Genomic DNA, 26,978 nt, shown 5'->3' with positions numbered 1-26,978 from the left:
GGTCCGATGGTGCTCGGCAGTGTGGCGGTGGTCCTCGGGGGTAGTGTCGGCGGTCTGTGCAGCGCAGGGGCGCTCGCTCCGCACTTCGACCACGTGGTGGTGCTGGAACGCGACGAACTGCCCGCCGACGCTCAACATCGGCGCGGAGTGCCGCAGAGCAAGCACCCGCACTTCCTGTTGAACTCGGGCAGGCGGGCGATCGGGGAGCTGTTCCCCGGCTTCGAGGACGAACTCATCGCCGCGGGCGGGCTTCACCTGATGCCCTCCATGGATGCGGCCTACCTCGACGGCGAGGGATGGTCGGCACGCAAGAGCAGTGCGATGACGATGATCTACAGTTCGCGCATCCTCATCGAACGGGTGCTGCGCGACAAGATCCGTAGCTTGTCCAATGTGGAACTGCGCGAAGGTGTCGCCGTCCACGGGCTCTCGGTGCACGACGGCGCGGTCACCGGCGTGCAGATCTCCACGTCCGCAGGCGATGAGCGCATCGACGCGGACTTCGTCGTGGACGCGATGGGGCGTGGTTCCTCGGTCGGCGACTGGCTGGTGGCCGCAGGATGGCCGGCACCGCCGGTGCAGACGCTCGATGCCAAGGTCACCTACACCTCACGCTGGTACGACCTGCCCTCGGCGGAGCAGCGCCCCTCCTCCTGGTGGTGGCAACACCTCGTGATCATGCCGACCCCCGACAAGGGGCAGCATCCCGCCGAGCACGACTTCCTGGTGAACTTCTTCCCGGTCGAGGACAACCGCGTCATCGCCTGCATGGGTTCCTGGGGGCATCCGATGCCCCGCAGTACCGAGGCGTTCCTCGAGTCGGCCCGTCGGGTGCGGACACCGCTGTTCGCCTCAGCCATGGATCGGTGCACCCCGACCTCACAGGTGCATCTGACCCGGTCGACCGGCAACAAGTGGCGGCGGTACGACCGTTGGTCGACGCCTCCGAAGGGGCTGGTGTTCGTCGGTGATTCGATCTGCGCGTTCAACCCGTTCTACGCGCAGGGCATCAGCTCCGCGGCGAGTTCGGCGCTTCTGCTGCGAGAACACCTCTCCCGCGCCGGGAGCGTCGACCGGAGGTTCTGTGCCGGATTCCTGGCCGAGCAGCGCAAACTGCTCGGCGTGCCGTGGCGGCTCGCGATGGCGCGGGACCAGGGTTACGAGTGCGCTGTGGGTACCGAGCAGCTGCCCGAGTGGAAACGCCGGATTCTCGCGGCCGTCTCGGGTCCCGCGTTCAGTCTCATCGTCGGCGCCGCCCGCGAGGACGCCGTCGTCGACGAACACTTCTCCAAGGTGTTCAACCTCGACGAGTCGCTGGGCCAGATGATGACGAGTCCGCGGGTGCTCGCCGGGCTCGTGCGCTATCGCATCCGTGCGGCGCTGGGCCGCGAGCGGGTTCCCTACGGATTCGATCCCCAGGCCGAACCACCGGCCACCGACTACTCGTCGGCCGACACCGCGCGTACGGCGGCGCGGACCGGGACGCAGGTATGACCGACACCATGTGTGGACCGCACGCGGCGGAGTCCACGCGCGTGCTCGGTTTCGACTGCGCCGACGTGTCCACGGTGGCTTCGCTGCGGTTTCCCTGGGATCTCACGAACTGGACGATGCCGCTGCTCGAATTGCTCGTCATCGGTGGCGCCGTTTTCGCACTGGTGCACGCTGTTCGCCGTTACCGCAACGGCGATCCGGTGAATCTGGCGTTGTGGTGCGCTTCGCTGGTCTACCTCTTCGTGATCGAACCACCCCTGTACTTCCCGGAATGGTTCGGCCTTGACGAGCTGTACGGGTTCATCTTCGCCCATAACCGGTTCTCCGTGCAGTTCATGGCGGATCGGCTGCCGCTTTACATCGTGGCGTTCTATCCGATGATCAGCCAGCTGGCCTACGAACTCGTGCGGGCGCTCGGGATCTTCCGGTGGCGCGGCGCACTGGCAGGTTCGGTGGCCGTGGCGCTCGCCTGTCAGGTCTTCTACGAGATCTTCGACCACGTCGGTCCGCAGCTGAAGTGGTGGACCTGGAACGACGACAACCACATCGTCAACCATCCGGCGATGGCGTCGGTGCCGATGACCAGCATGCTGCTGTTCGCGTCGGTCTCGATGGCGGCCATGACCTACCTGGTCGTGCGCCTGACGGGGCGGCCTGCTGCGGACGGCAGGCCGCGGCGCGGGTGGGACCTCGTGTTGCGCGTCCTGCTGGCCGGAGTCCTGACCCCGGTGGCGATGGTGATCGCCAACATCCCGTCGAGCCTGTTCGGCGGCGCGAACCCCGATGTCACCGCCCAGGCGTGGATCCTCGGCATCGAGCTCGCCCTCATCTGGCTGGCCGGTGGCTGGGTCGTCGTCGCGCACCTGAGTTCGCCGAACCGCGGACCCGGCGAACCATTGTCGGCCTTCGCCCGCTTCTACCCGGCGATCTATCTCGGGGCGATGGCGGTGTTCTGGGGGGCCGCCCTGCCGCAGTACCTCGGCGCGGAGGATGGCATCACCCGCGACGGCACCCCGACGGGGAGCGGAATCTATGCGCTCGCCTGCTTCCTCGGGGCCGGTCTGCTCCTCGTCGCGCTCCATCGCACGCAGCGAACCCGCCGGACGGATCCTGCCGGTGTCTGACCTTCCCCTTCGGGGAAGATGACACCCATGGGACACCACGGATGGCAGGGAAACCCGCCTGGTGCGGAGGATCAGGCACGTCGCCGACTCGTCGAGGCGGCGATCGCCTGCATCGGCCGCACCGATGTTTCCAAGATCAGCTTGTCCGATGTCGCCAACGAGGCCGGCGTGACACGGCAGACCGTCTATCGCTACTTCCCGAGTCTCTCGGAGATCCTCAGGGCCGTCGGGCAGGCGGGCGCCGACGAGTTCGCGGAGCGGATGCAGCAGCACCTGGCCGCGTGCGAAAGCCCTGCCGAGGCCGCGGTGGAGTCCGTGGTGTTCGCCGTCCGAACCGTGCCCGACGAGCCCTACATGGGCCTGCTGCTGCAAGCGGGCGACCCCGACTTCTTCACCGCCGGGTCCACCTCTCCCGCGGCCTTCGGCCTCGGCGCACGCATTCTGCGGAACGTGCCGGTGGACTGGCGGGCCGTCGGGGTCACCACGGACGAGGACCTCGAAGGGCTCGCCGAGGTCCTGATGCGGCTGTTCATCTCCTTCCTCCAGTACCCCTCGAGCCCGCCGCTCACCGACGACCGGATCCGTTCCCTCGTCCGCCGCTGGGTCGGACCGGCTCTCGGCGGACTCCCGCCCCGGCACGGCGAGCCGGACGACCTCACGCAGGGGCCACCAGCCCGTTAGCCGGTGGGCAGGGATGCCGGTGATGAGCACCAACCGTCTCGCGGAGCAGCACCAAGCCGCACACGTCAGGTGTGCACGGCACGGCGTGCGATGACCGTCGGAGAGTTGCCGGTCCTGTCGGCGCGCGGGAGCCGGGCGGCTCATGACATGACCGAGTCCCACACCGACCGGCTGCCGGAGTGCCCCGCGAGGATCAGCACGGTCATGTTCCCGACGGCCACGGCGATGACCGCGAGGCCGAGGAGCGCCGAGCCGATCGTTGTTGCGCGTGTCCGCTGCGCTCGCCGAAGGGCTGCCGTCGCCCACCGGAACCAACCCCACTGTGCGGTCGCGACCAGGACGAGACCGATCGACCATGGGAGCAGCATTCGCCCGTAGCGTTCGTGTTCCAGCACCGAGGGCAGCGGGCCGACGGCGCTCGCGAGTGACTGCCCGGCGGCGATCGTGACGGGCACGAGGGCAGCGACAAGCACCGCTGCAAGCGGGGTGACCAGGCCGAGTCGGCGGCGAGCAGCCGGCCAGAACTGCGCGAGCAACAGCGTGAGCACGGCCAGCGGAACCAGTACGACGACGGCGTGGACGAGCAGCGGATGGAGGGGAAGGCCGAAGAGTGTCCCGGTATCGTCCATAGCGGGAGACACGAGGCGCGCACCCGCAACGTTCACCGGAGGGTGAACCGTCGGACACTCCGCACCGTGTTGTGGATATGGGCGAGGGCAACACCGGCGAGGAGCGACGGTCGGGTCGGTCGGGAACCGACACGAGCCGCGTCGAGGTGCTGCGCGACCTGCACGACCGCTATGCCACCGCGCTCTGGCGGTATGTGGTGTCGCTGACGAGAAGGCCCGCCGATGCCGACGACATCGTGCAGGAGACGTTGCTACGAGCCTGGCGCACGCCGAGGGTGATACGGGATGACCCGGTCCGGGTCCGTGGGTGGTTGTTCGCCGTCGCCCGCAACCTGGTCATCGACCAAGCGCGCAGTGCGAGCCGGCGCCACGAGCAGACGACTCCGGAGGCGGCGGAGGAGGTCGCCGAGGATCGCGTGGATCGGCTGTTCGACGCGATGCTGGTCACCGATGCTCTCGCTGCACTGGGCCCGCACCACCGGGAGGTGATCGTGCGGGCCTACTACGGGGGACTGAGCACGGCCGAGCTGTCCCAGGAACTCGGTATCCCCGAGGGGACGGTGAAGTCGCGGCTGCATTACGGGCTGTGCGCCTTGCGCCTGGCGTTCCAGGAGAGAGGGGTGACCCGATGAACCGGCCGGACCACGAAGGCTTCGCCGAATGGGATGCCGCCTATGTGCTCGGCGCGCTCACCCCGACAGATCGGCGGGCCTATGAGGAGCACATGGAACGGTGCCAGCTGTGCCGCGATGCGGTCAACGGTCTCGCTTCGATGCCCGGTCTGCTCGCACAGATCCGGCCCGGATCCGAAGGCGACCTGCCTGATCAGCACCGGGAGCCGGTCGATCTGATGGACGCCATGCTGCGCAAGGAACACCGGCGGAGTGGCCGCCGCCGGCGCCGGCTACTCGCATGGGCAACCGCTGCAGCCGTTGTGCTCGTGCTCGTGCTCGCGATACCGGCTGCCCTGGTGCGTCCGGCTGCTGACGATGCCGTGTCGGTGGACCTCGAGCCGGTCGGTTCGGTTTCCTCGGAAATGGACGTCGACGTCACGCTCGCCTCCGAAATCTGGGGAACCCGGCTGTCCATCGAATGCGACTACCCCGCCCGGCTGGACTACCAACGGCAGCAGACCTGGTACGCGCTCGTCGTGACCGACGCCGACGGCGCCAGCACCCAGGTGTCGACCTGGCAGGCCGTCCCCGGTGAAACCGTCGTTCTCGGCGCCGCCACGGCCGTGAGCCTCGACGACGTCGCCTCCCTCACCGTGGTCACCGGCGGCGGCGAGGAAGTGCTCAGCGCGCCGGTTCCGGAGCAATAGCGGCCGACTCCGCATCCGGCGGATGAACCGCACCGGCTCGCGCCTCGTGTTTCACGAGTGCCCCGAACAGTGGGCCAGCACCCGCGAGGACAGGAAGGCGTGAACCATGAAGACCAGACGCACTCTCAAGGCCGTGGCGGTGCCATTCCTCCTGCTCACGCTCACTGCATGCGGTGGAGGCGAGGGCGGCGACGGATCGTCGACGGACTCCGGTGACACCGGCAACGGGCGTTACGGAGCACCCCCGGCGACCGGCGACGGGGACTCCGGCGGCGCCCCGGGACTGCGAACCGCCGATACCGAACTCGGCACGATCGTGGTCGACGACGACGGCATGGTTCTCTATCAGTTCGACAGCGACGACCGGGGTTCCGGAACCTCGACGTGCGAGGGGCAGTGTGCGCAGAACTGGCCCGCGGTCCCGGGGGACGAGACGCCCGACGTCGAGGGAATCAGTGGCGAGATCGGCACCATCACCGGCGTCGACGGCAGCCCCCAGCTCACCCTCAACGGATGGCCCCTTTACTACTACGCCGGCGACCAGGAGCCCGGCGACCTGAGCGGACAAGGTGTCGGAGACGTGTGGTGGGTCCTCACACCGGAGGGTGAGCCGGTCCGAGGCTGACCTCGTCGACCAAGATCAAGACCTTGGTCGACGAGCGGTGTCTCACAGCCGGCCGTTCGCGTTGCGCTTCGGTCGGTTACGGCAGGTCGTCGCCGGCGCCGAGGGTCGCCGCCCCAGGGCTCCCGGCTGCGGACGGGAAGCCCCGTCCTCGTGTTGCGCGGCGGTCAAGACCACCCGCCGGTGAGGCTACTCACCCCGCTGGCCTATTTAAGTAAGCCTAACCTTTGCTAGCGTGCCAGGCGTCGACAACGCCCGTTCCGGCCGCTCTAGCAAGGGAGAAACGTGGCTACTGCCGCCGACACTGTTGCCGAGCCCGACGAGTCGATTGCCGAATCCGTCTTCGACTGTGTCGGAAATACCCCGGTCGTCGCACTGAACCGGCTGTTCCCGCAGCCGGAGTTCGACGTCCTGGCGAAGCTGGAGTTGATGAATCCGGGCGGCAGTATGAAGGACCGCTCGGCGCGCTACATCGTCGACTCCGGCCTGCGCGACGGGTCGATCACGCCCGGCTGCCGCCTCGTCGAGAGCAGCTCGGGCAATTTCGGCATCGCGCTCGCGATGGCCGCGCGGGTACGGGGACTGCGGTTCACCTGCGTACTGGACCCCAAGACGACGACCGCGAACATCGCACTGCTGCGCAGCCTCGGCACGGACGTGGAGATGGTCGACGACGTGGACGAGGCAGGCGGCTACCTGCACTCGCGCATCCGCAGGGTGAACGAGCTTCTCGCCGCCGACCCCGACGCCGTGTGGATCAACCAGTACGCCAACGACCGCAACTGGCAGGCGCACTACCACGGCACCGGGGCGGAACTGGCCGAGCAGCTGGTCCGCCCGCCGGAGTACCTCTTCGCCGCGGTCAGCACTACCGGCAGCATTCTCGGGTGCGCACGCCGGCTCCGTGAGGAGTTCCCCGGGATGCGGGTGATCGCGGTCGACGCGGTCGGCTCCGTGATCTTCGGCGGCGCTCCCGGCCCACGGGACATCCCCGGTATCGGATCCAGCCGCGTGCCCGAGCTGTGCAGACCGGAAGAGATCGACGAGGTGGTCTACGTCGACGACGTCGCCGCTGCGAAGGGATGCAGGGAACTCCTCGCCACCGAGGGTGTTTTCGCAGGCGGCTCCACCGGTGCCGTGGTGGCCGCGATCCAGCGGACGCTGCCACGGCTCGACCGCCCTGGACGGATCGTCGCGGTGTTTCCCGATCGGGGTGATCGCTATCTCGATCTCGTCTACGACGACAACTGGCTCGCCGGCGTCCACCAGCGCCGTACGGAGCATTCATCGTGAAGGAGGAACCGGTGGAAGACACCGTCCGGATGCTGTATCTGTCCCGGTCCGATGTCGCCGCGGTCGGTGGTGAGCACTCCGACCTGTACGTCGGCGCGCTGCGCGACGGGCTCATCGCCCACGCGCGCGGCGAGACCGTGCAGCCGCTCAAGCCGTACCTGCGTACCGACGGTCCCGGCGGGCACATCGCCGACCGCATCATCGCGATGCCCGCGCACGTCGGCGAACCCGGTATGTCGGGGATCAAATGGATCGGCAGCAAGCACGACAATCCCACGCGCGAGGGCAAAGAGCGCGCCAGTGCGCTGATAGTGCTCAACGACCCGGCCACCAAATACCCGGTCGCCGTCATGGAAGGCAGCTTGATCAGCGCCTGGCGCACCGCGGGCGTCACCTGCCTGGCCGCCCGGCACCTCGCCGTGAGCGGCTTCACCGATGTCTCACTGGTCGGCTGCGGCCTCATCGGCAGCACGCAGGCCACCGCGCTGCTGCAGCAGTTCGACCACATCACGACGGTCCACCTCTACGACGTGAACCAGGACGCGGCGAATGCGCTGTCCGAACGGATCATGCGGGAGCACCCGAACGTCAAGGCCGTCGTGGCCGGCTCCGCCGAGGACGCGGTCGGCCAGGGTGATCTCGTGGTTCCGTGCACGGTCACCGACAAGCCCTACATCACGTTCTCCTGGCTCAAGCGGGGAGCGCTGTTGTGCAACGTGTCCATCATGGACGTCCACAAGGATGTGTTCCTCGGCGCCGACAAGGTCGTCGTGGACGACTGGGAGCAGAGCAACCGCGAGAAGAAGATCATCAACCAGCTGGTACTCGAAGGGTCCTTCTCCCGTGAGCAGCTGCACGCCGAACTCGGCGAGATCCTCGCGGGCGAACGTCCCGGCCGGGATAACGACGACGAGATCATCGTGCTGAATCCGATGGGTATGGCGGTCGAGGACATCGCGTGCGCAGGTGAGGTCTACCGCAGAGCCGCCGAGTCGGGTACCGGCACGTGGCTGAGCCTGTACTGAATCGGTGATGGCTGTGGTCTCAGTGATCGACGACGACGCGGACGAGCTGGTGCTGCGTGATCTCGTGGATGCCCTGATCCAGGAGAACGTATCGGGTTTCGGCGATGCCCGCGTGAGTGCCGACGGAACCCTCAGCGTGCCGGTCGCCGGCGGCGAGATCTCCGTCGCCGTGCGCGACGGCGGCGCATTGCAGCGATACCGCCTGGATCAGGGGCCGGCAAGTCACAACGGCAGGCCTGTGAGCCCGGATGAGCTGTTGCGACTGGCCGTCCCGGATGCGTCCCGGGTCGCCGGGGTGTCCTGCGATGTCGCGACCGCGATCGCACACGCGTCGACGGTGCTCGCCGCGCGCCGCCGCGGTGACACCGTCGACCTGCTGGAAGGCGAGCGCATGGCCGCGACGAGGAACCGCCCGTTCCACCCCACCGCGCGCGCCGCGGCGGGATGGACGGCGGCGGAGCTCGCACAATACGGCCCCATGCGGGAGAAACCGCTCGGTCTCGACTGGGTCGCGGTGCGCACGCGGTTCGTTCGGGCGGGCGAGGACCCACGATCCGCGGGCCTTGCAGCCCTGGTCCTGCAGACCGACGAACTGGCCCACCTGCAGGAAGCGATCGGGTTCGCCGGAGTCGACACCGCCAGGTACGCGATCCTGCCGGTACACCCCTGGCAGTACGAGAACGTGCTGATGCGGGAGTTCGCCGACGAGTTCGCCGCCGGCGCGATCGTGCCGGTCACGCGCGACCTCGGGCGTTTCCACCCGACGGCGTCGCTGCGCACCGTGGCGATGTCGGAGCCCGGTACGCGCCACGTCAAGCTTCCGCTGGGCGTGGCCACGCTGGGTGCGCAACGGCTGCTTCCGCCGCGGTACCTCGACAACGGCGACAAGGCGCAGCGCACGATGCGGGCCGTCATCGACTCCGATCCGGTGCTCCGGGAGCGCGTGCGCCTGTGTGACGAGGGCGTCTGGTGCGGGTGGTCCGACGGTGACGAGTTCGCCGACCGGCCGGGTCAGCTCGCCGCACAGGTGCGGACGTATCCGGACCTGGGCGATGCAGTCGCCGTCCCGATGGCCGCACTCGCCGCGCACGAGTGGCACACGCTGGCGCCGACCCTGGTGCCGGGCGGCGACCCGATGCGGTTCTTCGCCGGGCTCGCGGGCGCGTTCTGCGAGCTCGGGATGGGCTTCCTGCGCCACGGCGTGCTCCCCGAACTCCACGGGCAGAACGTCGTGGTCGCGTTCGACGGCGGGGACGCGCCGGTGTTCGTGCTGCGCGATCACGACACACTGCGGTATGTGCCGGAATGGATGTCCGCCGCGGGCCTGCCCGAACCGGGCTACGCCATCAAGCCTGGCGCCAGGCAGTCGCTGCGGCTGGACACCGGCGAGGAGCTGATCGGCTACTTCCAGACACTCGGCCTCCAGGTGAATCTGTACGGCATCGTCGACGCGCTGTGCCGGTACTTCGAGCTCGACGAGCGTGCACTGTGGACACAGTTGCGACACGCGGTCGTCGCGTGCCTCGACCGGATGGAGTTACCGGGCGGGCTCGGCGACATGATCGCCGAGCGGCTGCTGCGCGCCCCCACCTGGCCGAGTCGCACGGTGCTCGGTCCGTTGCTGGACCGGGGGCCTTCCAACGGTGTCTCCATGCCTGCCGGTACCGGGTCGGTACCGAACCCGCTGGCCGAGGTGCCCGCATGACGGAGCAGAGACAGACGTTCGCGGTGCTCTGGCTCGGGCAGTTCGCAGCCACGGCGGGACTGACCGTCGTGGTCCCGCTGCTGCCGTTCTACCTTGCTCAACTGGGCACGCCACCCGGGGACATCGCGCTGTGGACCGGGGTCTCGCTCGCCGCGCCGGCGGTGACGCAGATGATCACCGGGCCGCTGTGGGGAGCGGTGGGAGACCGGTACGGGCGTAAGGCCATGGTGGTGCGGGCACACGCCGGTCTGGCGATCTCGCTGGTGCTCATGGCGCTGGCCACCACCCCCGGTGCCTTCCTCGCGTTCCGCCTGTTGCAGGGCGCGTGCGGCGGGGTGGTGAGCGCGACCGCCACGTACGCCAGCACGCTCGCCGCCGAGGACCGGCGCGGACGGGTGCTCGGCGGGTTGTTCGGCGCCACCGCGGCCGGCGCCCTGTTGGGACCACTGGCAGGCGGAGTGCTGGCGGGAACATGGGGATTCGGCCCGATCTTCGTGACCGTGGCCGGGCTGCTCGCGTGTTCGAGCGTGGCTGCGGCATGGCTGCTGACCGAACCCGAGCGGCTACCGGCATCGGGTGAGCGCGCGCCGCTGCGCGCCGCCGCGGGTGTGCTGTTGCGCCGGCCCGACACGCGCAACGTGCTGCTGGCCGGGCTGGCCGGCCAGGCCGCGATCTACGCGCTCGTGGTGGTGTTCGCACCGCAGATTCACCGCATCACCGGCTCGATCGCCGACGCGGCGATGTGGGTCGGCGTGCTGCAGGCGACGACCTGGGCGGCGTCGTGGGCCGGGGGACCGTGGTGGGGCCGGTACAACGACCGTGCCCTCGCCCAGCGCGGGTTCGCGATCGCGGCCGCGTGCTGCGCGATCGCGGCCACCCTCCAGGCCGTGGTGACCTCGGTGGAGCTGCTGATCCCGCTGCGCATGGTGCAGGGATTCTGCTTCGCCGCGTTCCTGCAGTCGGTGCTGCACGTGACGAGTGCGCGGGTGCGCGAGCGGCTGTCCGGCACCGCTTTCGGATTCTCCACCGGCGTGCTCGATTTCGGCCAGGTGGTCGGGCCGCTGTTCGGGGCGGTCATCGCGGTCACTCTCCCGCCGGTGGGAGCGTTCGGCGCCATCGGCGTCCTGCTCGGCATCGCCGCGCTGCTGGCCGTGCGGAGTGCCGGTCGACACAGCCACGCCCCGATCACCGTTGCCCCCGAACCGAGGAGCGCTCATGTCTGACACCGACGCGCAGGCAGCCACCCGGCAGCGACTCGTCAACGCCTTCCTTCGCGAGATCGGGCACGAGGTGCACGGACCGACCGTGCGCGTACCGCTGCAAGCGATCGACGACACGCTCGTGATCGAACTCGCCCACGTCTCACCGTTCGGGCACCACACTCCGACCGCTGCGATACGCCTCGACAGCGATTCCGAGGTGCTCGCGCACGACCGCGTCGTCGACGTCCTGCTCGACGAGCTCGTGGCGCGGCACGGCCGTGCGGAGGGACGAGACGCGCTGGCACGGCAGATCGCCAACAGCACCCAGCACATCGCGCGTTTCCTCGCACGCGACGAACCCGCCGGGCCGCGTGATGCCCGGGGGTTCACGCGGCAGGCGGAACAGTCGCTGTTGCGCGGGCACCCGTTCCATCCGACGCCGAAGAGTACGGAAGGCTTCGACGAGCAGGACCTGCGGCGCTATGCGCCTGAGCTGGGCGCCGAGTTCAGACTGCACTTCTTCGCCGTCGACCCCGAGCTCGTGCATGCGGAGCGTGTCGCGCGGGGGCCGTGGCTACCGTCCGGTGTCGAGGCACCGCCGGGCCGGGTGCTGTTGCCGGTCCATCCGTGGCAGGCCGACTTCCTGGTCAACCAGCCCGGCATGCAGCCGTTGCTGGACCGCGGTGCCATCGCGGCACTCGGCCCGGCCGGATCGCCGGTGTATCCGACGTCGTCGGTGCGTACCGTGTGCGATCCCGCGTCGGCCGTCACCTGGAAACTCCCGTTGCACGTGCGGATCACGAACTTCATCCGGAACAACCCGGTCGAGCATGTCCGCAGGTCGGCCGATGCCGGGCGGCTGATCGCCGGACTGCGCCACCGGTGGCCTGCGGAACTCGGCGTGCTCATCGAGAACGGATACCGCATGGTGGATCCCGTCGTCGTAGGCGATCTCGCGGCCGAGACCGCGGTGCTGTTCCGGGAGAACCCGTTCCCCGGATCGCGATGGGCACCGCGCGTCGTAGCCGGACTGCTGGAGCCCGGAACGGGTGGGAAGGAGCCCGCGCTGGCCGCCCTCGTACGGGAGTCCGGCGCCGACCCGGCCGCGTGGCTCCGGCAATACGCATCGATCTCGCTGCGCCCACTGCTGTACGCGTTCACCCGCGACGGTGTGAGCTTCGAAGCGCACGTGCAGAACTCGCTGGTGCACACCGAACACGGCTGGCCGACCCGGTTCTGGGTGCGCGATATGGAAGGCACCAGTGCCAGCGCGGACCGCGCGGACGTGCCGCAGGACAGCCCGCTGCGCTACAGCGACGACGAGGCCTGGCTGCGACTGCGCTATCACCTGGTGACCAACCACTTCGGACACCTCGTCCACGTACTCGGAACATGCACCGACGTGGGGGAGGAGGCGCTGTGGGCCCAGTTGGCCGACTTCCTGCGCGATCACTGCCCCGGCCGCTACGCGGCCGACCTTCTGGCCTCGCCGACGCTGCCGGCGAAGGCGAATCTGATGAACCGGTTCCTCGGACTCGGGGAACGGGCGCTCTACGTCGAGGTGGGAAACCCGTTGCACGAGGTGAGGACGTGACTGTGGAGTTCGTCGAGCGCGCACTGACCGGACCGGGCTTCGGCACGGTCCGGCGCAGGGTGTTGCGTCAGCTGCTGGAATCACTGGTCTACGAACAGGCGATCAAGGTCGAGGAGGTAGGGCCGCGCCGTTACCGCGTCGACGGGGACGGCGTGTCGTACGAGTTCACCGCGTTCCGCAGACACGGCTTCGGCCGGGTGGGGCTCGGCCGGGATCCCGTCCTGCGCATCGCCGATACGACCGAGGAGGCCGAGTCGGCGTTGCGATTCCTGCACGAGGTGCGCGACGCCGTCACCGCGGATCCCGACTGCCTGGTGAGATTCGCACGCGAGCTCGCGCGGACAGAGCTCAACGACGCGCTGGCGCAGCTGGCCCGCGCCGAACGCGGTGACGTGCTGGCGGATTCCGGCTACGACCGGCTGGAGTGTGCCATCACCGACGGCCACCGGTACCACCCGACGTACAAGTCCCGCATGGGTTTCGACGTCGAGGACAACCTCGCGTTCGGCCCGGAGTTCGCCCCCGGGATACGTCCACTGTGGCTGGCCGCGCGCCGGAGCATCGCCGAGGTGTCGAAGGTTTCCGTCGTGGACGAGCGGGACTACCTCCGCGCGCAGCTCGGCGAGGAGGTCTACGACGAATTCACGCGGCGCGCCGACCCGGGCGAGTACACGTATCTGCCGGTGCACCCGTGGCAGTGGCGTGAAGTGGTGACGGGCGCCTTCGCCGAGCAGCTGGCGAGCGGCGACCTGGTCGTGCTCGGCGAGGACCCCATGAGGTTCTCGCCACAGCAGTCGATTCGGACATTGTCCTGTGACGGCCGCCCCTACCTCAAGCTCGCACTGTCCATTGTCAACACCTCGACAAGCCGGGTGCTCGCGCCCCACACCGTCGCCAACGCGCCCCGGATCTCCGAGTGGCTGCGCGGGGTGGTCGATGGCGACCCGTTCCTGCGCGAGGAGTGCCGGCTCATCGTGCTCGGCGAGGTGATGGGGACGGCCGTCAGCACGGAGACCGTCTCCGGTGAGACCTACGGCACCGACACCTATGGCACACTGTCCTGTATCTGGCGGGAGAACCTGCACGACATGCTCGAGGACGGTGAGCGGGCCGTTCCGTTCAACGGGCTCACCGCGTGCGAGCTGGACGGCACACCGCTCATCGACCCATGGGTCAGGCGGCTGGGACCGGCCGAGTGGCTCAAGCGGGTGGTGGATGTCAGCGTCCTGCCGGTGATCCATCTGCTGTGCCGGCACGGGATCGCGGTCGAATCGCATGCGCAGAACATGGTGCTGGTGCACTCCGACGGGGTGCCGACACGGGTGGCGCTCAAGGACTTCCACGATGGCGTCCGGTTCTCCCGCGCGGAGTTGGCCGATCCGGAACGGTGCCCGACACTGCGGGATACCCCCGAGGGCCACGGCAACCGCAACTCGTTCGTCGAGACCGATGATCTCGGCCTGGTCGCGGACTTCGTACTGGACGCGTTCTTCTTCATCAACATCGGCGAGCTCAGTATCTTCCTCGCCGACGCCTACGGGTTCGACGAGCGGGAGTTCTGGGCGATCGTGCGGGAGCGCATCGGCGCCTACCGGCAACGCTTCCCCGAGCTCGCCGAACGCTTCGTGACCTTCGACGTGGCCAAGCCCGGCATCGACGTCGAGAAGCTGACCACCCGCAGGCTGCTGCCCGACACCGAGCTGCGGTTGCAGACCGTGCCGAACCCTCTTGCCGAGGAGGGCTGATGCTGACGACGAACGCGGTCAAGCAGAAGATCCAGGCGGGCGAGGAGGTCTACGGGCTGTTCTGCTCCACGCCATCGCCGGCGATGGTGGAGATGATCGGCTGTGCCGGGTACGACTTCGTCATCATCGATACCGAGCACACGCTGGTCGATCCGCAGCAGGTGGAGAACATGATCAGAGCAGCGGAGGCGGTGGGCCTCACGCCGTTCGTGCGGCTCGCCGAGGGGGACGCGGCTGGCATCCTCCGCGTGCTCGACGGCGGTGCCATGGGCGTTGTCGTGGCCCACGTCCGACATCGATCCGATGTGGACGACGTCGTCCGGGCAGCCAAATATGCGCCCGAAGGTATGCGAAGTCTGAACGGCGGCCGCGTGCCGGGTTTCGGCAGGCTCGATCTCGCCGAGTACGTGCGCAGGGCGAACGAGGAGACCATGGTTGTCGCGATGATCGAGGACGCCGAAGGCGTCGACGACATCGAGTCCATTCTCGACGGTGGCGGCATCGATCTCGTCCTGGAGGGCGCCGCCGACCTGTCCCAGTCCTACGGCGTGCCGTGGCAGACCCGGCACGAGGTGGTGCGCGAGGCGGTCCGGAAGGTCAGTGCGGCGTGCGACGCACGCGGAGTGCCGTTCTGCGCCATTCCGCGCGAGCGGGCCGACCATGCCGAATGGCTGGCAGCTGGGGTGCGCACGTTCGTGCTCGGCGAGGAACGGGGGATCGCGGCGCGGGCGCTGCGCTCGCACCTGGACGACCACCGGAGGCGGGGATGAACGACGTGCTTGCCGGCCTGCTCGCCGAGCGTGCCGAGGGCGCGGACCCGGTGTGCCTCTACGGTTACGACCTGGACGCGCTCACCCGGCACGTTCACGCCACCGTCTCGGCGCTGCCCGAACCGTTCCGCATGTTCTACGCGATGAAGGCGAACAGCGCGCCGGAGATCCTGGAGGCGTTGGCGCCGCATGTGGCGGGGTTCGAGGTGGCCTCGGGCGGCGAGGTGGCGAAGGCTCGCGGCGCCGGTCCGGACTCCGTGGTGATCTTCGGCGGCCCCGCCAAGACGGAACGGGAGATCGCCGACGCCATCGGACACGGCGTGCGGCGGTTGCATGCGGAGAGCGTGCTCGAGCTCTACCGGATCTCCGAGGTCGCCACGCGCATGTCGGCCCGGGTGGATGTGCTGCTGCGGGTGAATCTCGCGGGGCCGTTCCCGTCGGCGACGTTGGCGATGGCCGGCCGCCCGACGCAGTTCGGCATCGACGAGTCCGTGCTCGGCGAGGCGGTGACCGCGGCGAAGAAGTTGCCGGGTATCCGGCCGGCCGGGTTCCACCTGCACTCCCTGTCGAACAACCTGTCCGCCGCCGCGCACCTGGAGATGCTGGAGCTCTACCGCGCCAAGGTCCTCGCCTGGGAGTCGGAGTTCGACATCCGGTGCGAGGTGCTCAATGTCGGTGGCGGCATCGGCATCAACTACGCCGACCTCGGGGCGCAGTTCGACTGGGAGGGCTTCACGCGCGAGCTGACGAGGTTCGCGGACCGGTTGCCGGAGCGGTGGGCCGAAGTGGACTTCGAATGCGGGCGGTACCTGACCGCGGCGTGCGGCTACTACGCGGTCGAGGTGCTGGACGTGAAGACCAACCACGGCACGCACTACGTGATCGTGCGGGGCGGCACGCACCACTTCCGGCTGCCCGTGTCGTGGCAGCACAACCACCCGTTCACCGTGTTCGGCGTGGACGAGTGGCGCTCGCACGCGCCGAGGCCCGAGGTGCGGGACGCGCCGGTCACGGTCGTCGGCGAGCTGTGCACGCCGAAGGACGTCTTCGCCCGTGACGTCCCGTTGTCCCGAGTGCGTGCGGGGGACGTGCTGGTCTTCCACCACGCGGGCGCGTACGGCTGGGACATCTCCCATCACGACTTCCTGTCGCATCCTCATCCGGAACACGTCTACTTCCGGACGAGTTCGTCGGCGTAGCGGGGCCGGTCGGTTCGCTCCGCGCGCCGGAGCACCGCCGGTCGGCGTGGCGGCCTCTCACATGGCCGTGGGTCGCACGGGAGGTCCGTGCCTGCAACGGCAACGGACCTCCCGTGCGGTTCACCTACCGGGTCCCGCGGCGAGCGCCGGGTCGTCGACCCCGCACCAGGCGGGCGTACGGCGGGTCACAACCCGATGCCCAGGATCCAGGCTCCCAGCGTGTAGGTGCCCAGCGTCACGAGCACGATGCCGATCACGTTCAGCCAGACACCGCCCTTGATCATCTGCCCGATGGTGACATGCCCGGAGCCGAACACGATCGCGTTCGGCGGGGTGGCGACCGGCAGCATGAAGGCGCAGGTCGCGGCCAGCGCTGCGGGCACCACCAGCAGCATCACGTCCATGCCCAGCCCGACGGCCACTGCGCCGAGGATCGGGACGAAGATGCTGGCCATCGCGGTGTTGCTGGTCAGCTCAGTCATGAACAGCACGATCACCACCGCGGCGGCGACGAACAGGATCGTCGGCAGCACGTCGAGGTTGGCGACCTGATCACCGAGCCAGGTCGCGAATCCGGTCTCCTCGAACTGCTTGGACAGCGCGAGACCACCGCCGAAGAGCAGCAGAATGCCCCACGGCAGTTGCTTGGCGGTGTCCCAGTTCATGGTCCGCACACCCCGCCGGACGGGAAGGATGAACAGCACCACCGACGCGATCATCGCAATCACGCTGTCGTCGGCGTACTCCAGCCAGGTGAGTGCGGCGTCGCCCATGATCTCCTCGTCCGCGAGCAGCGGCAGGATGATCCAGGCCGCCGCCGCACCGACGAACACGGCGAGGGCGTTCTTCTCGCCGCGCGACATCGGGCCGAGTTCGTCCAGCTGCTGGCGGATCAGATCCCGGCCTCCCGGCAGCTCACGGAACTTGGGCCGGTAGACCACCTTGGCCAGGATCAGCCAGGCGAGGAAGAGAAACACGATCGCGATCGGCAGGCCGAACAGCATCCACTGGCCGAACCCGATCGAGATGCCCTGTTCGCCGAGGTAGCCGACCAGCACGGCGTTGGGCGGCGTGCCGATGATCGTGCTCAGCGAGCCGATCGACGCGGCGTAGGCGATGCCGAGCATCAAGGCCGTCGCGAAGTTCGGATCCCCCTTGCCGCTGCCCAACTGCAGTACCAACCCGAGTACCGACACGCCAACGGGCAGCATCATCACGGCGGTCGCGGTATTGCTGACCCACATGCTCAGGAACGCGGTGGCGATCATGAAGCCCGCGATCAGCCGTACCGGGCTGGTGCCCACCAGCAGCACGGTGCGCAACGCGAACCGTTTGTGCAGGTCCCAGCGCTGCATGGCCAGCCCGATGATGAACCCGCCCATGAACAGGAAGATGATGTCGCTCGCGTACGGCGCGGTCACATCGCCGATCTCGGCGACACCGAACAGCGGGAACAGCACCAGTGGCAACAGGGCGGTTGCCGCGAGCGGGATCGCCTCGGTGACCCACCAGGTGGCCATCACGACCGCGATCGCGGCCGCCGCCTTTCCGTCCGCCGACAACGAGTTCGGCAGCAGGACATACAGCAGGGCTGCGAGCACGGGGCCGAGCCCCAGTCCGATCCACCGTCGCGTGTTGGCACCGTCGGCGTCCGCCTCGCCGACCGTGGTTCCCGATTCACTACCAGTCTGTGACATGGAACACCTCCCGATCTGGTCGGGAAATGTACCGTGATCGGCTCCCGATGTGTCCCATCCGGTACCGCCTCGTTGTACGAAACGTCGCGGTAGCCTCCGCGGCAGGCGCCGGCCGAGGCCGCGCCGAGGTAGCGCGGCTCGTCCGAGTACGGGGCACGGCGGCACCCTTCGGTGCACCGTGCTGCGGGGATCACGGCCGCCCGGCGGTTACGTGCGCTCCGGGATTACGGCTACCGGGCGATGGTCAGCGGATCGCAGAACGCAAGACTCGGGTCGCAGAACGCGAGACCGGTGGCCGAGAGTGCACCGGTGATGACCGGGCCGGCCGTCAGCAGCGCGAGTGTTGTGGTCAGCAGTGCGCGGGCTCGCCAGCGTTGCGCGAAGCCGACTGGTTCGGCCAGGCGTTCGGCACGGTCGAGCACACCGACACCGGTCGCACCGAGTGCACCGGTCGGCAGGGTCGCGGCGCCGGAGAGGGCGAGCAGCGCACCGAGCACGGTCTGCCGGCCGTGTGCCCGGGCGGCGGTGTCGTCGGCGCACATCTCCAGCAGGCGGGCGACCTCGGCGGCGCCGGTGGTGAACAGTGGGACCTTCGGCAGCGTGCCGGCAAGGCCCCGGGTCGCGGCGAGTACCAGGTGGTGGCGGCCGTCGAGATGGGCGCGTTCGTGGGCCAGGACGGCCGCGAGATGCGGTGCGTCCAACGTGTCCAGCGCGCCCTGGGAGACCACGATGGCGTGCGGGCGGCCGGCGACGCAGTAGGCGAGCCGTTGCGGGGATTCGACCACGACCGCGTCGGAGCCGGGCAGCTGTCGGCCTGCCATACGGGCCATGCGGGCGTGGTCGTGTGTGCGGGCGCGTGCGGCGAGGAGCCAGCGGACGATGCGCGTGACGAGGAAGCCCGCGGCCGCAACCGCACCCGTGGTCAGCGCGAACAGCCCGGCTTGGAGTGCCACGCCCGCGTCACCCGCCGCCACGGCTTCGAGCGCGGCGAGACAACTGTCGAGGATCCGGACGGGTTGGTGCGAGCCCAGTGTCGGCGCGACGAGTGCGAGAACCGCTGCGGCTGCCCACGAGGCCGGGACACTGATGATCGCGACCAGCCACACGGCGACACCGAGCCGGGGAGCCACCCCGGGCCGTGTCCAGCGGGTGAGCAGCCGGGGACCGAGCGTGGCCACCACGAGACCGTAGAGGAGCAGGCACGCCGCGATGCTCATGCGACCTCCCCGGGAGTGGGCGCGCCGGCGGGGGTCAGCCGGAGTCCGTGCCGGATGCCCATCGCCGCACCACCTTCCGCAGCCGGGTGGACTCGCCGTCGTCGATCTGTTCGAGGAATCGGGTGAGGACGAGTCCGGGATCGCCGCCGGAGTCCATCGCCTCCCGCATCAGCCGGGCACTGTATTCCTCGCGGCTGAGCGCGGGCCAGTACAGGTAGGCCTTGCCCTGTCGGTCGCGGTCCAGCCAGCCCTTGCGGTACAGGTTGTCCATTGTGGACATGACCGTCGTGTAGGCGATCTCCCGGGTGGTCTTGAGCCCTTCGAAGACGTCGCGCACCGTGACCGTGTCGCCGCTGTCCCATATGCGGTCCATCACGACCGTTTCGAGTTCGCCGAACCCGCGCATCCGTCCTCCCGTGTCGCCTCAGCGGCATCCAGGGTACGTGGCATCGGGAGAGCTCGGTTCTCCCCGGCCGTCGCCCTGCGGAGGGGTTTCACGCAACATGTCGTCGGGCCGCGCTGTCACCGGTCCCGGCTTCAGATCGGCAGGGTGAACCCGGCGATCGGACCTTGCAGCCACGAGATGAACGCGCCCCACAGTCCGCTCACCAGTGCGAACCCGATGGCGAGCAGGAACGCACCGCCTACCTGTTGCACCCGGCGTATGTTGCGGCGCAGCCATCCGGTGGCGCGTACCGCCCACCGGGTGCCGAGTGCCAGCAGCACGAACGGAAGGCCGAGGCCGAGGCAGTAGGCGAGGATCAGCAGGATTCCCCGCGCGGTGGTCGGCCCGATCTGGGTGCCACTGGCCAGTGCGATCACCCCGGCCAGCGTCGGGCCGAGGCAGGGTGTCCACCCCAGGCCGTACACCGCGCCGAGCAGCGGCGCGCCCCACAGTCCGTCGCGCGGCTTGTGTTTCGGCTTCATTCCGCGCTGCAGCGGGCTGAACGCCCCGAGGAACACCAGCCCCATGGCGATGGTGATGATGCCCCCGGCGCGTTGCAGCCACTGTTCATTGGCGAACAGTGCGTCCGAGAGGCCGAGTACGGCGACGGTCGCGCTGGTGAACACGACCGTGAATCCCGCCATGAACAGCAGTGCGGCACCCGCGACCCGCCACCTTCCGTTCATGGGTCGTGCCTGACCCTCGGTCGTCGGGGGCGGTTGGCTGCCGACGAGTCCGGCCAGGTAGCCGAGATATCCGGGCACCAGTGGCAGACAGCACGGCGAGGCGAACGACACGGTTCCGGCGGCGACGGCCAGTAGTGCGGCCACCAGTAACGGCCCGGAGACGGCCAGTTCCGTCAGCTCCACTGCGACCTGCCCGGTCGTCGACGGCTCGTCGTCATGCCGCACCCTCCGCCATTCTGCGTACCTACGTCGTAGAGTAGTAGAAGTCGATGAGCGTCCATCGCGGCCCCACGTCCGGTGAGTTCGGCGAACGAGGTGAGAAGCAGGCATGCCTGAGCTGCCGGTGTCACGCCGGAGTGTGTTGTTGGGTGCGGTCGGTGTCGCCGGTGCGGCAGCGGCCGGTGGCACCTGGTGGGCGCTGAGTCCCGGTGACGCCCCGGGGAATGGGCGCGTGACGGCATCGTCCGATGCGGTCGCGCGGGTGGAGCAAGCCCGGCGGAGCCGGGGTTCCGGGCGCACGGTTCGGGCGAAGCTGACCGCCGAGTCCGCCTCGGTGGACCTGGGCGGTCGTGTGGTGCGCACGTGGGCCTACGACCAGCAGGTCCCGGGGCCGGTCGTGCGCTGTTCGGCCGGGGATCAGCTCGTCGTCGAGGCCGTCAACCGGCTTCCGGAGCCGACCACGGTGCACTGGCACGGGCTGCGGTTACGTAACGACATGGACGGCGTGCCGCACCTGACGCAATCGCCCATCCCGCCCGGCGAGAACATGCGGTACGCGTTCACCGCGCCCGATCCGGGGACCTACTGGCTGCATCCCCATGTCGGTGTCCAGCGGGAGCGCGGGCTCTACTGTCCGCTGATCGTCGACGACCCCCGCGATCCCGGCGACCACGACGTCGAGTTCGTGGTGGTGCTCGACGACTGGATCGACGGTGCGGGTGCGACTCCCGGTGAGGTGCTGGACACGCTCAAGGCCGGCGACATGGACGCCAGGTACCGCACCGACGTGCAGGTCGGCGCCGTGAGCGACCGCTCCGGCTCGTGGCAGTACGACCGCCCGGCCGAGCTGGCTAATCCGCCGCGCGGTATCACGCCGGAGTCCCCGGCTTCCCGCATGGCCAGCAGTGTGGAGTTCCCCTTCTACCTGCTGAACGGGCGGTTGCCGACCGCGCCGGAGACGTTCCGCGCCAGGCCGGGGCAGCGCGCCCGGGTCCGGCTGATCAACGCGGCGGGGGCGTCGGTGTTCCGGGTGGCGCTCGGCGGGCACCGGCTGACCGTCACGCACACGGACGGATTTCCCGTCGATCCGGTCACTGTGGACACTCTGCACATCGGTTCCGGTGAGCGCTACGACGTGTCGGTCGACCTCGACGACGGCGTGTTCCCACTCGTCGCGGTGGCGGAGGGAAAGGGTGCGCAGGCTTTCGGCGTGGTGCGCACCGCCGGTGGTGAGGCTCCAGCGATGACGGTGCAGCCTGCCGAACTCGGCGGACGCCTGCTGAAACTGTCGGACCTGCGTGCCACGTCGGCCGTTCACCTCGCGTCACGTTCGCCCGAGGTGACCCACACCGCGTACCTGACCGGCGACATGAACAGCTTCGCGTGGCGGATCAACGCCGAGACGTACCGCCACGACCGTCCGTTCGACGGCATCACGCCACTGACCGTGCAGGAGGGTCAGCGGGTGCGGCTGGAGATGGTCAACCAGACGCCGATGTACCACCCCATGCATCTGCACGGGCACACATTCGCGATTCGCGCCGTCAGTGACACGGCAGGCGGCAACGCCACCCGGCTTCCGGAGGGCACCCGAAAGGACACGGTGATGGTCGGTCCCGGTGAACGGGTGGTCGCCGATCTGCTGGCCGACAACCCCGGTCAGTGGCTGGTCCACTGCCACAACGCGTATCACATGGCGACCGGTATGGCCGCGGTCGTGTCGTATGTATCCGGTGGCTGACCGGGGCTCGACGATGATCTACGTATCTATGTAGTAGGATAGTAGATCACCGAAACTCCGACCCTGGGAAGTCGATGCCGAACCCCGAAAACCCTGTGACGCGCAGGTCGAGGCTGTCCACGAACACCGTCCTGACTCTGGTCGTGCTGCTGGCCGCCGCCGTCGTATTCGGTGGAGTTCTGCTGTTCAACGGCAGCAAGAGCGACGGTGCGGACGGCACTCGCAGCGGAGGCTCCACCGTCGCAGCCGACGTGCTCCGGAAACCGGACAGCAACACGCTGCTGGACAAACCCGGCGCCGAAGTGACCATCGTCGAGTTCCTCGACTATCAATGTCCCGCGTGCGCCGGCTACTACAAGAAGATCACCAAGAAGCTCGAGGAGGACTACGCGGGACGGATCACCTTCGTCACCCGCAACTTCCCGTTGGACATGCATCCGCTGGCCGTGCCGGCCGCGCGGGCTGCGGAAGCCGCGGCGCTGCAGGGCAAATACCGCGAGATGTACCACGAGCTCTACGACAACTACCTGTCCTGGGCGCGTACGGCCGACGGCAGCCAGGCGAGCGCGGACCTGAACGGCGCACAGGCCCGGTTCGACGAGTTCGCCCGCCGGATCGGCCTCGATCTCGACCGGTTCCACCGTGACCTGAACTCCGAAACCGTCACGCAACGGATCGAACGGGACCGCGCCGACGGTCGCCGAGCCGGCGTGTCGGGCACGCCCACGATCTTCGTCAACGGCAGTGAGTTCTCGCCGTCCGGGGAGACGTTCGCCGACGTGGAGGAGCAACTGCGCGAGCAGATCGAACAGGAACTGGCGCGATGACCGCCGAACGGGCGGGCGCACCTGCCGCGTCCGAGGCGTCGTCATCGGTTCGCCGGTTGGGCTGGCTGTACGTCGTCGGCGGCGGCGTCGGCCTGGCGGCGGCGATCGCCTTGATACTGGAGAAGCTCGCCACTCTCGCCAATCCCGACCACGTGCCGACCTGCACGCTCAACCCGGTCGTCTCGTGCGGGTCCGTGATGGACAGTCCGCAGGCCACCGCGTTCGGGTTCCCGAACCCGCTGCTCGGCATCGGTGGTTTCGCGGTCGTGGTCACCGTGGGCGTGGTCCTGCTGTGTGGTTTCCGGCCGCCACGCTGGTTCTGGCTGGGAATGCAGACGGGCACGACGTTCGGTGTCGGATTCGTGCACTGGCTCATCTACTCGAGCCTCTACGACATCGGCGCGTTGTGCCCGTACTGCATGGTCGTGTGGGTCGTGACCATCCCGATCTTCTGGTACACGACACTGCACAACCTCACCAGCGGTCACCTCACCCCCGGCGGGCGGCCGGTCGCGCTGGTGTTGGCCCGCTATCACACGGTGGTGCTGACGCTCTGGTACCTGGCGATCGTGGTTCTCGTGTTCGAGGCGTTCTGGTTCTACTGGCGCACCCTGCTCTGAACACCTTCCTTCCGCATGCCCGGGCAGCGGGACGGGCACTCACGCGGACAGGCACCCCGACGGAGAGGCGGTGGTCGACATGATGGACGGCATGATGGGCATGGGCTGGTGGATGGCCCTGTGGGGAATCGTCGGCCTGGCCGTGCTCGTGCTCGTCGTACTGGGTGCGGTGTGGCTCGCCCGCAACCTCGGCGACGGACGGGACCGGTCCCGGGTCGACGGGGCCGAACAGGAGGTCCGCCAGCTCTACGCCGCGGGCCAGATCGACCGCGACGAGTACCTCCGCCGCCTCGACGACCTCCGGAACCGGTGACCCCTGGGTCGTGCCTCCGGCGTGAACGGCCCGATCTCAGGACGTCGAGTGTGTTGTCGAGCTGCGTCCGGCATCGGACTGCCAGCAGTCGAGGTCGCCGAGCCCGATCGAGGCGGGGACGAAGGTCGGATCCAGTCCGCGTCGTCGCTGTGCGTCGAAGTCACGCAGGGCTCGCAGCGCTGGTTTCGCCAGCAACAGCAGGCACAGCATGTTGACCCAGGCCAAGGAGGCGTAGCCGATGTCCCCGATCGCCCAGATCAGGTCGGCGGACTGCACCGCGCCCCAGAACGTCATCGCGAGGAGGGCGGTCTTGAGCACGGCGGTGGCAGCCAACGGGGTCCGGCGGAGCACATACGCCAGATTCGTCTCGCTGATGTAGTAGAACGCCACCAGCGTCGAGAAGGCGAACAGCGCGAGTGCCACCGCGACGAAGGGGCCGCCCGCCCCGGCGGACACCGAATCCATCGCGGCCTGGGTGTAAGCGGGTCCGGCTTCCGTGCCGGGAAGGTTCGACGCCAGGGCGGGCCCTTCCGCAGGCTCGACGTTGTACGCACCGGTCACGATGATCATCAGTCCGGTCGCCATGCAGACGAACAACGTGTCGATGTAGACGGACAAGCACTGCACCAGACCCTGTTTGGCCGGGTGGGACACCTGGGCGGCCGCGGCGCTGTAGGTGCCCTCACCGACTCCGGCGACGTTGGAGAACAGCGCGCGGCGCACGCCCCATGCGATCGCCGCGCCCAGAATGCCGCCGTACACCGAGTGGGCGCCGAATGCGCTGGAGAGAACCAGGCCCACGGCCGAAGGCAGCGCGGTCACGTTGAACGCGAGCACGACCACGGCCGCCAGGATGTAGGCGCCTGCCATGAACGGGACGATCACCTGGACGAACTTCACGATGCGTTTCCGGCCGCCGACGATGATGAACGCCAGCGCCACGGTGATGACGATCGCGCTGATCAGCGGGTCGATGCCCAAGGCTGAGTCGAAGCTGCTGGAGATGGCGTTGGACTGGATGCCGGGCGCCAGGACCGCGTAGAGGACCGCCGCGACGACGGCCGCGCCGACCGCGACCTTGCGTAGTCCGAGGCCCTTCTCGATGTAGTACGGCATGCCGCCACGGAACTGGCCGTCGATGCGGCGCTTGAAGATCTGGGCGAGTGTGGACTCCACGAAAGCAGTGGCTCCGCCGAGGAAGGTCATCATGGCCATCCAGAACAGGGCTCCGGGGCCACCCGCGGCGATCGCCGTCGCGACGCCGGCGATGTTCCCGACACCGACGCGGCTCGACATGGCCAGCGACAGCGCCTGAAACGGGGAGATCCCCTCGTCGGACTGCCGCTGCTCGCTCCGCACGAGTTGTCGAACCATCGTCGGGAGCAGCCGGATCTGCATGCATCGGGTCAGGAAAGTCAGCAGCAGTCCGAAGCCCAACGCCACGACCACCAGTGGCGTCCAGAGCCACTCGTTGACCTGTGTCAACAGTTCCATTCGCGAGTCCTCCTCGTCGAGTCGGCGAATGCGGTGTGCCATGTAACATTGCACAACCATGAGATGTCCAGGGTGATCTGCAAACACATCGCGCTGTGATCGCATTGATGCTGCAGGTCGCGTGCGGGCGGCGGCGCGTCGTACGCCGGCCGCACGCCCGGTGTTTCACTCCGGGGGAAGCGAGGTCGGCTTCCTCCGAAGCGGTGATGGCGTGCTGTGTCACGAGACAGTAGGCCCTTGCGGACGACAGTGCAATGTCACATACTACGGCCGTTACGCTTTTCGTTCCCAATGAAGGGGAGGCTCGATGACCGAGCAGCTCAAGCCCTGGCGCGGCATCCATGTCGCCTCGGCACTGCAGTTCAACGACGACCTGTCGGTCGACTACGACGGCTTCGCCGAGCACGTCCAGTGGCTCGCCGCCAGCGGCATGCACGGCATCACGCCGAACGGCTCACTCGGCGAGTACCAGACACTGACCGCCGAGGAACGCGCTCGCGTGGTGACCACCGCGGTCGAGGCCGCCCCCGACGGTTTCCACGTGATGCCCGGCGTCGCGGCGTACGGTGCCCTCGAAACCCGCCGCTGGGTGGAACAGGCCGCCGAGTCCGGAGCGCACTCGGTCCTGCTGCTGCCCCCGAACGTCTACCGCGCCGACAAGGCCGCGATCGTCGAGCACTACCGCATCGCCGCGGAGGTCGGAATTCCGATCGTGGCCTACAACAACCCGTTCGACACCAAGATCGATCTCTCTCCCGCGCTCTTGGCCGAGCTGCACGCGGAGGGGCACATCGTCGCGGTCAAGGAGTTCACCGGCGACGTTCGGCGCGCCTACGAGATCTCCGAGCTCGCACCGGATCTCGACCTGCTGGTCGGCACCGACGACGTCGTTCTCGAACTGGGCCTGGCCGGAGCGGTCGGCTGGATCGCCGGCTACCCCAACGCCCTGCCCACCGCGAGTCTCGAGCTGTACAACCTGGCCACGTCGGGCGACCCCGCCGACATCGCCAAGGCATTGCCGATGTATCGCGACGTGCACTCGCTGCTGCGATGGGACTCCAAGACCGAGTTCGTCCAAGCGATCAAGCTGTCCATGGACGTGGCCGGCCGCAAGGGCGGCACGTGCCGCCCGCCGCGCTCCCCGCTGGCTCCCGAGGTCGCGGAGCAGGTCGTCGCCGACACCAAGAACGTCCTGGCCAAGGGCTACAAGTAGGCGGCTGTGGGTGGGACGGTCCGCGCCGTCCCACCCACATTCGGCGCCCCGGGACGAGAGCCGGCCGTCCACGACCCGCCCGGGTGCGCCCTCGTCCCCACC

Annotated in this window: 25 protein-coding genes; 19 read left to right on the top strand and 6 right to left on the bottom strand. The window is 68.7% G+C overall.

Annotation, left to right across the window (positions count from 1 at the left end; translation table 11 throughout):
• Positions 1 to 6 precede the first annotated feature (6 nt).
• The 3 genes from LY40_RS23960 to LY40_RS23950 are packed head-to-tail and all read left to right on the top strand — an operon-like array spanning position 7 to position 3,299.
• The gene (locus LY40_RS23960) at positions 7 to 1,494 is read left to right on the top strand and encodes an FAD-dependent monooxygenase (RefSeq protein WP_183785420.1); all 1,488 of its coding nucleotides are present in this window, start codon (positions 7 to 9) and stop codon (positions 1,492 to 1,494) included.
• On the top strand, positions 1,491 to 2,618 hold the full coding sequence (locus LY40_RS23955; protein ID WP_183782880.1) for a DUF7802 domain-containing protein: 1,128 nt from the start codon (positions 1,491 to 1,493) through the stop codon (positions 2,616 to 2,618). The genes LY40_RS23960 and LY40_RS23955 overlap by 4 nt, the downstream gene beginning before the upstream one ends.
• 27 nt (positions 2,619 to 2,645) lie before the next feature.
• Positions 2,646 to 3,299, top strand: a complete 654-nt coding sequence (locus LY40_RS23950; protein WP_258938216.1) for a TetR/AcrR family transcriptional regulator — start codon at positions 2,646 to 2,648, stop codon at positions 3,297 to 3,299.
• Between the two features lie 140 nt (positions 3,300 to 3,439).
• Here the strand turns inward: LY40_RS23950 and LY40_RS23945 are convergent, their stop codons facing one another.
• On the bottom strand, positions 3,440 to 3,928 hold the full coding sequence (locus tag LY40_RS23945; RefSeq protein WP_258938215.1) for a DUF2231 domain-containing protein: 489 nt from the start codon (positions 3,926 to 3,928) through the stop codon (positions 3,440 to 3,442).
• A gap of 77 nt (positions 3,929 to 4,005) precedes the next feature.
• Between LY40_RS23945 and LY40_RS23940 the strand changes: the two genes are divergently transcribed.
• The 11 genes from LY40_RS23940 (at position 4,006) to LY40_RS23890 (ending at position 16,404) form a co-directional block, all read left to right on the top strand.
• The gene (locus LY40_RS23940; RefSeq protein WP_183782886.1) at positions 4,006 to 4,560 is read left to right on the top strand and encodes a sigma-70 family RNA polymerase sigma factor; all 555 of its coding nucleotides are present in this window, start codon (positions 4,006 to 4,008) and stop codon (positions 4,558 to 4,560) included.
• Positions 4,557 to 5,249 carry an anti-sigma factor family protein gene (locus tag LY40_RS23935; RefSeq protein ID WP_258938214.1) on the top strand — a complete coding sequence of 231 codons (693 nt, stop codon included), beginning with the start codon at positions 4,557 to 4,559 and terminating at the stop codon, positions 5,247 to 5,249. The genes LY40_RS23940 and LY40_RS23935 overlap by 4 nt, the downstream gene beginning before the upstream one ends.
• Positions 5,250 to 5,355: 106 nt before the next feature.
• Complete coding sequence (locus LY40_RS23930; protein ID WP_183782890.1) at positions 5,356 to 5,874, top strand: COG4315 family predicted lipoprotein; 519 nt, start codon at positions 5,356 to 5,358, stop codon at positions 5,872 to 5,874.
• Between the two features lie 282 nt (positions 5,875 to 6,156).
• Complete coding sequence (gene sbnA, locus LY40_RS23925; RefSeq protein ID WP_183782892.1) at positions 6,157 to 7,164, top strand: 2,3-diaminopropionate biosynthesis protein SbnA; 1,008 nt, start codon at positions 6,157 to 6,159, stop codon at positions 7,162 to 7,164.
• Positions 7,165 to 7,175: 11 nt separating this feature from the next.
• A complete protein-coding gene (gene sbnB, locus LY40_RS23920; RefSeq protein WP_308216711.1) occupies positions 7,176 to 8,189 on the top strand; it encodes a 2,3-diaminopropionate biosynthesis protein SbnB in 1,014 nt (337 codons plus the stop codon).
• A gap of 7 nt (positions 8,190 to 8,196) precedes the next feature.
• Positions 8,197 to 9,894: an IucA/IucC family protein gene (locus LY40_RS23915; protein WP_258938213.1), complete on the top strand. Its 1,698-nt coding sequence runs from the start codon at positions 8,197 to 8,199 to the stop codon at positions 9,892 to 9,894.
• Entirely contained in the window at positions 9,891 to 11,117 is a 1,227-nt protein-coding gene (locus LY40_RS23910; protein ID WP_183782894.1) for an MFS transporter, read from the top strand. The genes LY40_RS23915 and LY40_RS23910 overlap by 4 nt, the downstream gene beginning before the upstream one ends.
• Positions 11,110 to 12,690 carry an IucA/IucC family protein gene (locus tag LY40_RS23905; protein ID WP_258938212.1) on the top strand — a complete coding sequence of 527 codons (1,581 nt, stop codon included), beginning with the start codon at positions 11,110 to 11,112 and terminating at the stop codon, positions 12,688 to 12,690. Before LY40_RS23910 ends, LY40_RS23905 begins: the two co-directional genes overlap by 8 nt.
• Complete coding sequence (locus LY40_RS23900) at positions 12,687 to 14,435, top strand: IucA/IucC family protein (protein WP_258938211.1); 1,749 nt, start codon at positions 12,687 to 12,689, stop codon at positions 14,433 to 14,435. Before LY40_RS23905 ends, LY40_RS23900 begins: the two co-directional genes overlap by 4 nt.
• Positions 14,435 to 15,205 (top strand): HpcH/HpaI aldolase family protein, encoded by a 771-nt coding sequence (locus tag LY40_RS23895; RefSeq protein WP_183782902.1) that lies wholly within the window; start codon positions 14,435 to 14,437, stop codon positions 15,203 to 15,205. Before LY40_RS23900 ends, LY40_RS23895 begins: the two co-directional genes overlap by 1 nt.
• Positions 15,202 to 16,404: a type III PLP-dependent enzyme gene (locus LY40_RS23890; RefSeq protein WP_258938210.1), complete on the top strand. Its 1,203-nt coding sequence runs from the start codon at positions 15,202 to 15,204 to the stop codon at positions 16,402 to 16,404. Before LY40_RS23895 ends, LY40_RS23890 begins: the two co-directional genes overlap by 4 nt.
• Positions 16,405 to 16,589: 185 nt before the next feature.
• Here the strand turns inward: LY40_RS23890 and LY40_RS23885 are convergent, their stop codons facing one another.
• The 4 genes from LY40_RS23885 to LY40_RS23870 form a co-directional block, all read right to left on the bottom strand.
• Positions 16,590 to 18,101 (bottom strand): SLC13 family permease, encoded by a 1,512-nt coding sequence (locus LY40_RS23885; RefSeq protein WP_258938209.1) that lies wholly within the window; start codon positions 18,099 to 18,101, stop codon positions 16,590 to 16,592.
• 230 nt (positions 18,102 to 18,331) lie between these two features.
• Positions 18,332 to 19,318, bottom strand: coding sequence for a M56 family metallopeptidase (locus LY40_RS23880; RefSeq protein ID WP_258938208.1), 987 nt, complete (start codon positions 19,316 to 19,318; stop codon positions 18,332 to 18,334).
• A gap of 34 nt (positions 19,319 to 19,352) precedes the next feature.
• The gene (locus tag LY40_RS23875; RefSeq protein WP_183782907.1) at positions 19,353 to 19,724 is read right to left on the bottom strand and encodes a BlaI/MecI/CopY family transcriptional regulator; all 372 of its coding nucleotides are present in this window, start codon (positions 19,722 to 19,724) and stop codon (positions 19,353 to 19,355) included.
• A 131-nt stretch (positions 19,725 to 19,855) separates the two neighbouring features.
• On the bottom strand, positions 19,856 to 20,632 hold the full coding sequence (locus LY40_RS23870; RefSeq protein ID WP_258938242.1) for a cytochrome c biogenesis CcdA family protein: 777 nt from the start codon (positions 20,630 to 20,632) through the stop codon (positions 19,856 to 19,858).
• 145 nt (positions 20,633 to 20,777) lie between these two features.
• On the opposite strand from LY40_RS23870, the gene LY40_RS23865 reads away from it, so the two are divergent.
• The 4 genes from LY40_RS23865 to LY40_RS23850 all read left to right on the top strand — a co-directional run bounded on the left by LY40_RS23865 (position 20,778) and on the right by LY40_RS23850 (position 24,169).
• Positions 20,778 to 22,409 (top strand): multicopper oxidase family protein, encoded by a 1,632-nt coding sequence (locus LY40_RS23865; RefSeq protein WP_258938207.1) that lies wholly within the window; start codon positions 20,778 to 20,780, stop codon positions 22,407 to 22,409.
• 74 nt (positions 22,410 to 22,483) lie between these two features.
• On the top strand, positions 22,484 to 23,236 hold the full coding sequence (locus tag LY40_RS23860; protein WP_183782910.1) for a DsbA family protein: 753 nt from the start codon (positions 22,484 to 22,486) through the stop codon (positions 23,234 to 23,236).
• Positions 23,233 to 23,856, top strand: coding sequence for a vitamin K epoxide reductase family protein (locus tag LY40_RS23855; RefSeq protein WP_258938206.1), 624 nt, complete (start codon positions 23,233 to 23,235; stop codon positions 23,854 to 23,856). Before LY40_RS23860 ends, LY40_RS23855 begins: the two co-directional genes overlap by 4 nt.
• Positions 23,857 to 23,926: 70 nt before the next feature.
• Positions 23,927 to 24,169, top strand: a complete 243-nt coding sequence (locus tag LY40_RS23850; protein WP_258938205.1) for an SHOCT domain-containing protein — start codon at positions 23,927 to 23,929, stop codon at positions 24,167 to 24,169.
• Positions 24,170 to 24,205: 36 nt separating this feature from the next.
• On the opposite strand, the gene LY40_RS23845 is transcribed toward LY40_RS23850, so the two are convergent.
• Positions 24,206 to 25,663 (bottom strand): alanine/glycine:cation symporter family protein, encoded by a 1,458-nt coding sequence (locus LY40_RS23845; RefSeq protein WP_183782916.1) that lies wholly within the window; start codon positions 25,661 to 25,663, stop codon positions 24,206 to 24,208.
• Positions 25,664 to 25,970: 307 nt separating this feature from the next.
• Between LY40_RS23845 and LY40_RS23840 the strand changes: the two genes are divergently transcribed.
• Positions 25,971 to 26,876, top strand: coding sequence for a dihydrodipicolinate synthase family protein (locus LY40_RS23840; protein WP_258938204.1), 906 nt, complete (start codon positions 25,971 to 25,973; stop codon positions 26,874 to 26,876).
• Positions 26,877 to 26,978 lie beyond the last annotated feature (102 nt).

It is taken from the genome of Prauserella salsuginis, assembly GCF_024648885.1.
In the GTDB taxonomy this organism is placed as follows: Bacteria; Actinomycetota; Actinomycetes; order Mycobacteriales; family Pseudonocardiaceae; genus Prauserella; species Prauserella salsuginis.
Note: the sequence above shows the minus strand (reverse complement) of the source record. Positions and strands in the feature narration are given on the sequence as shown.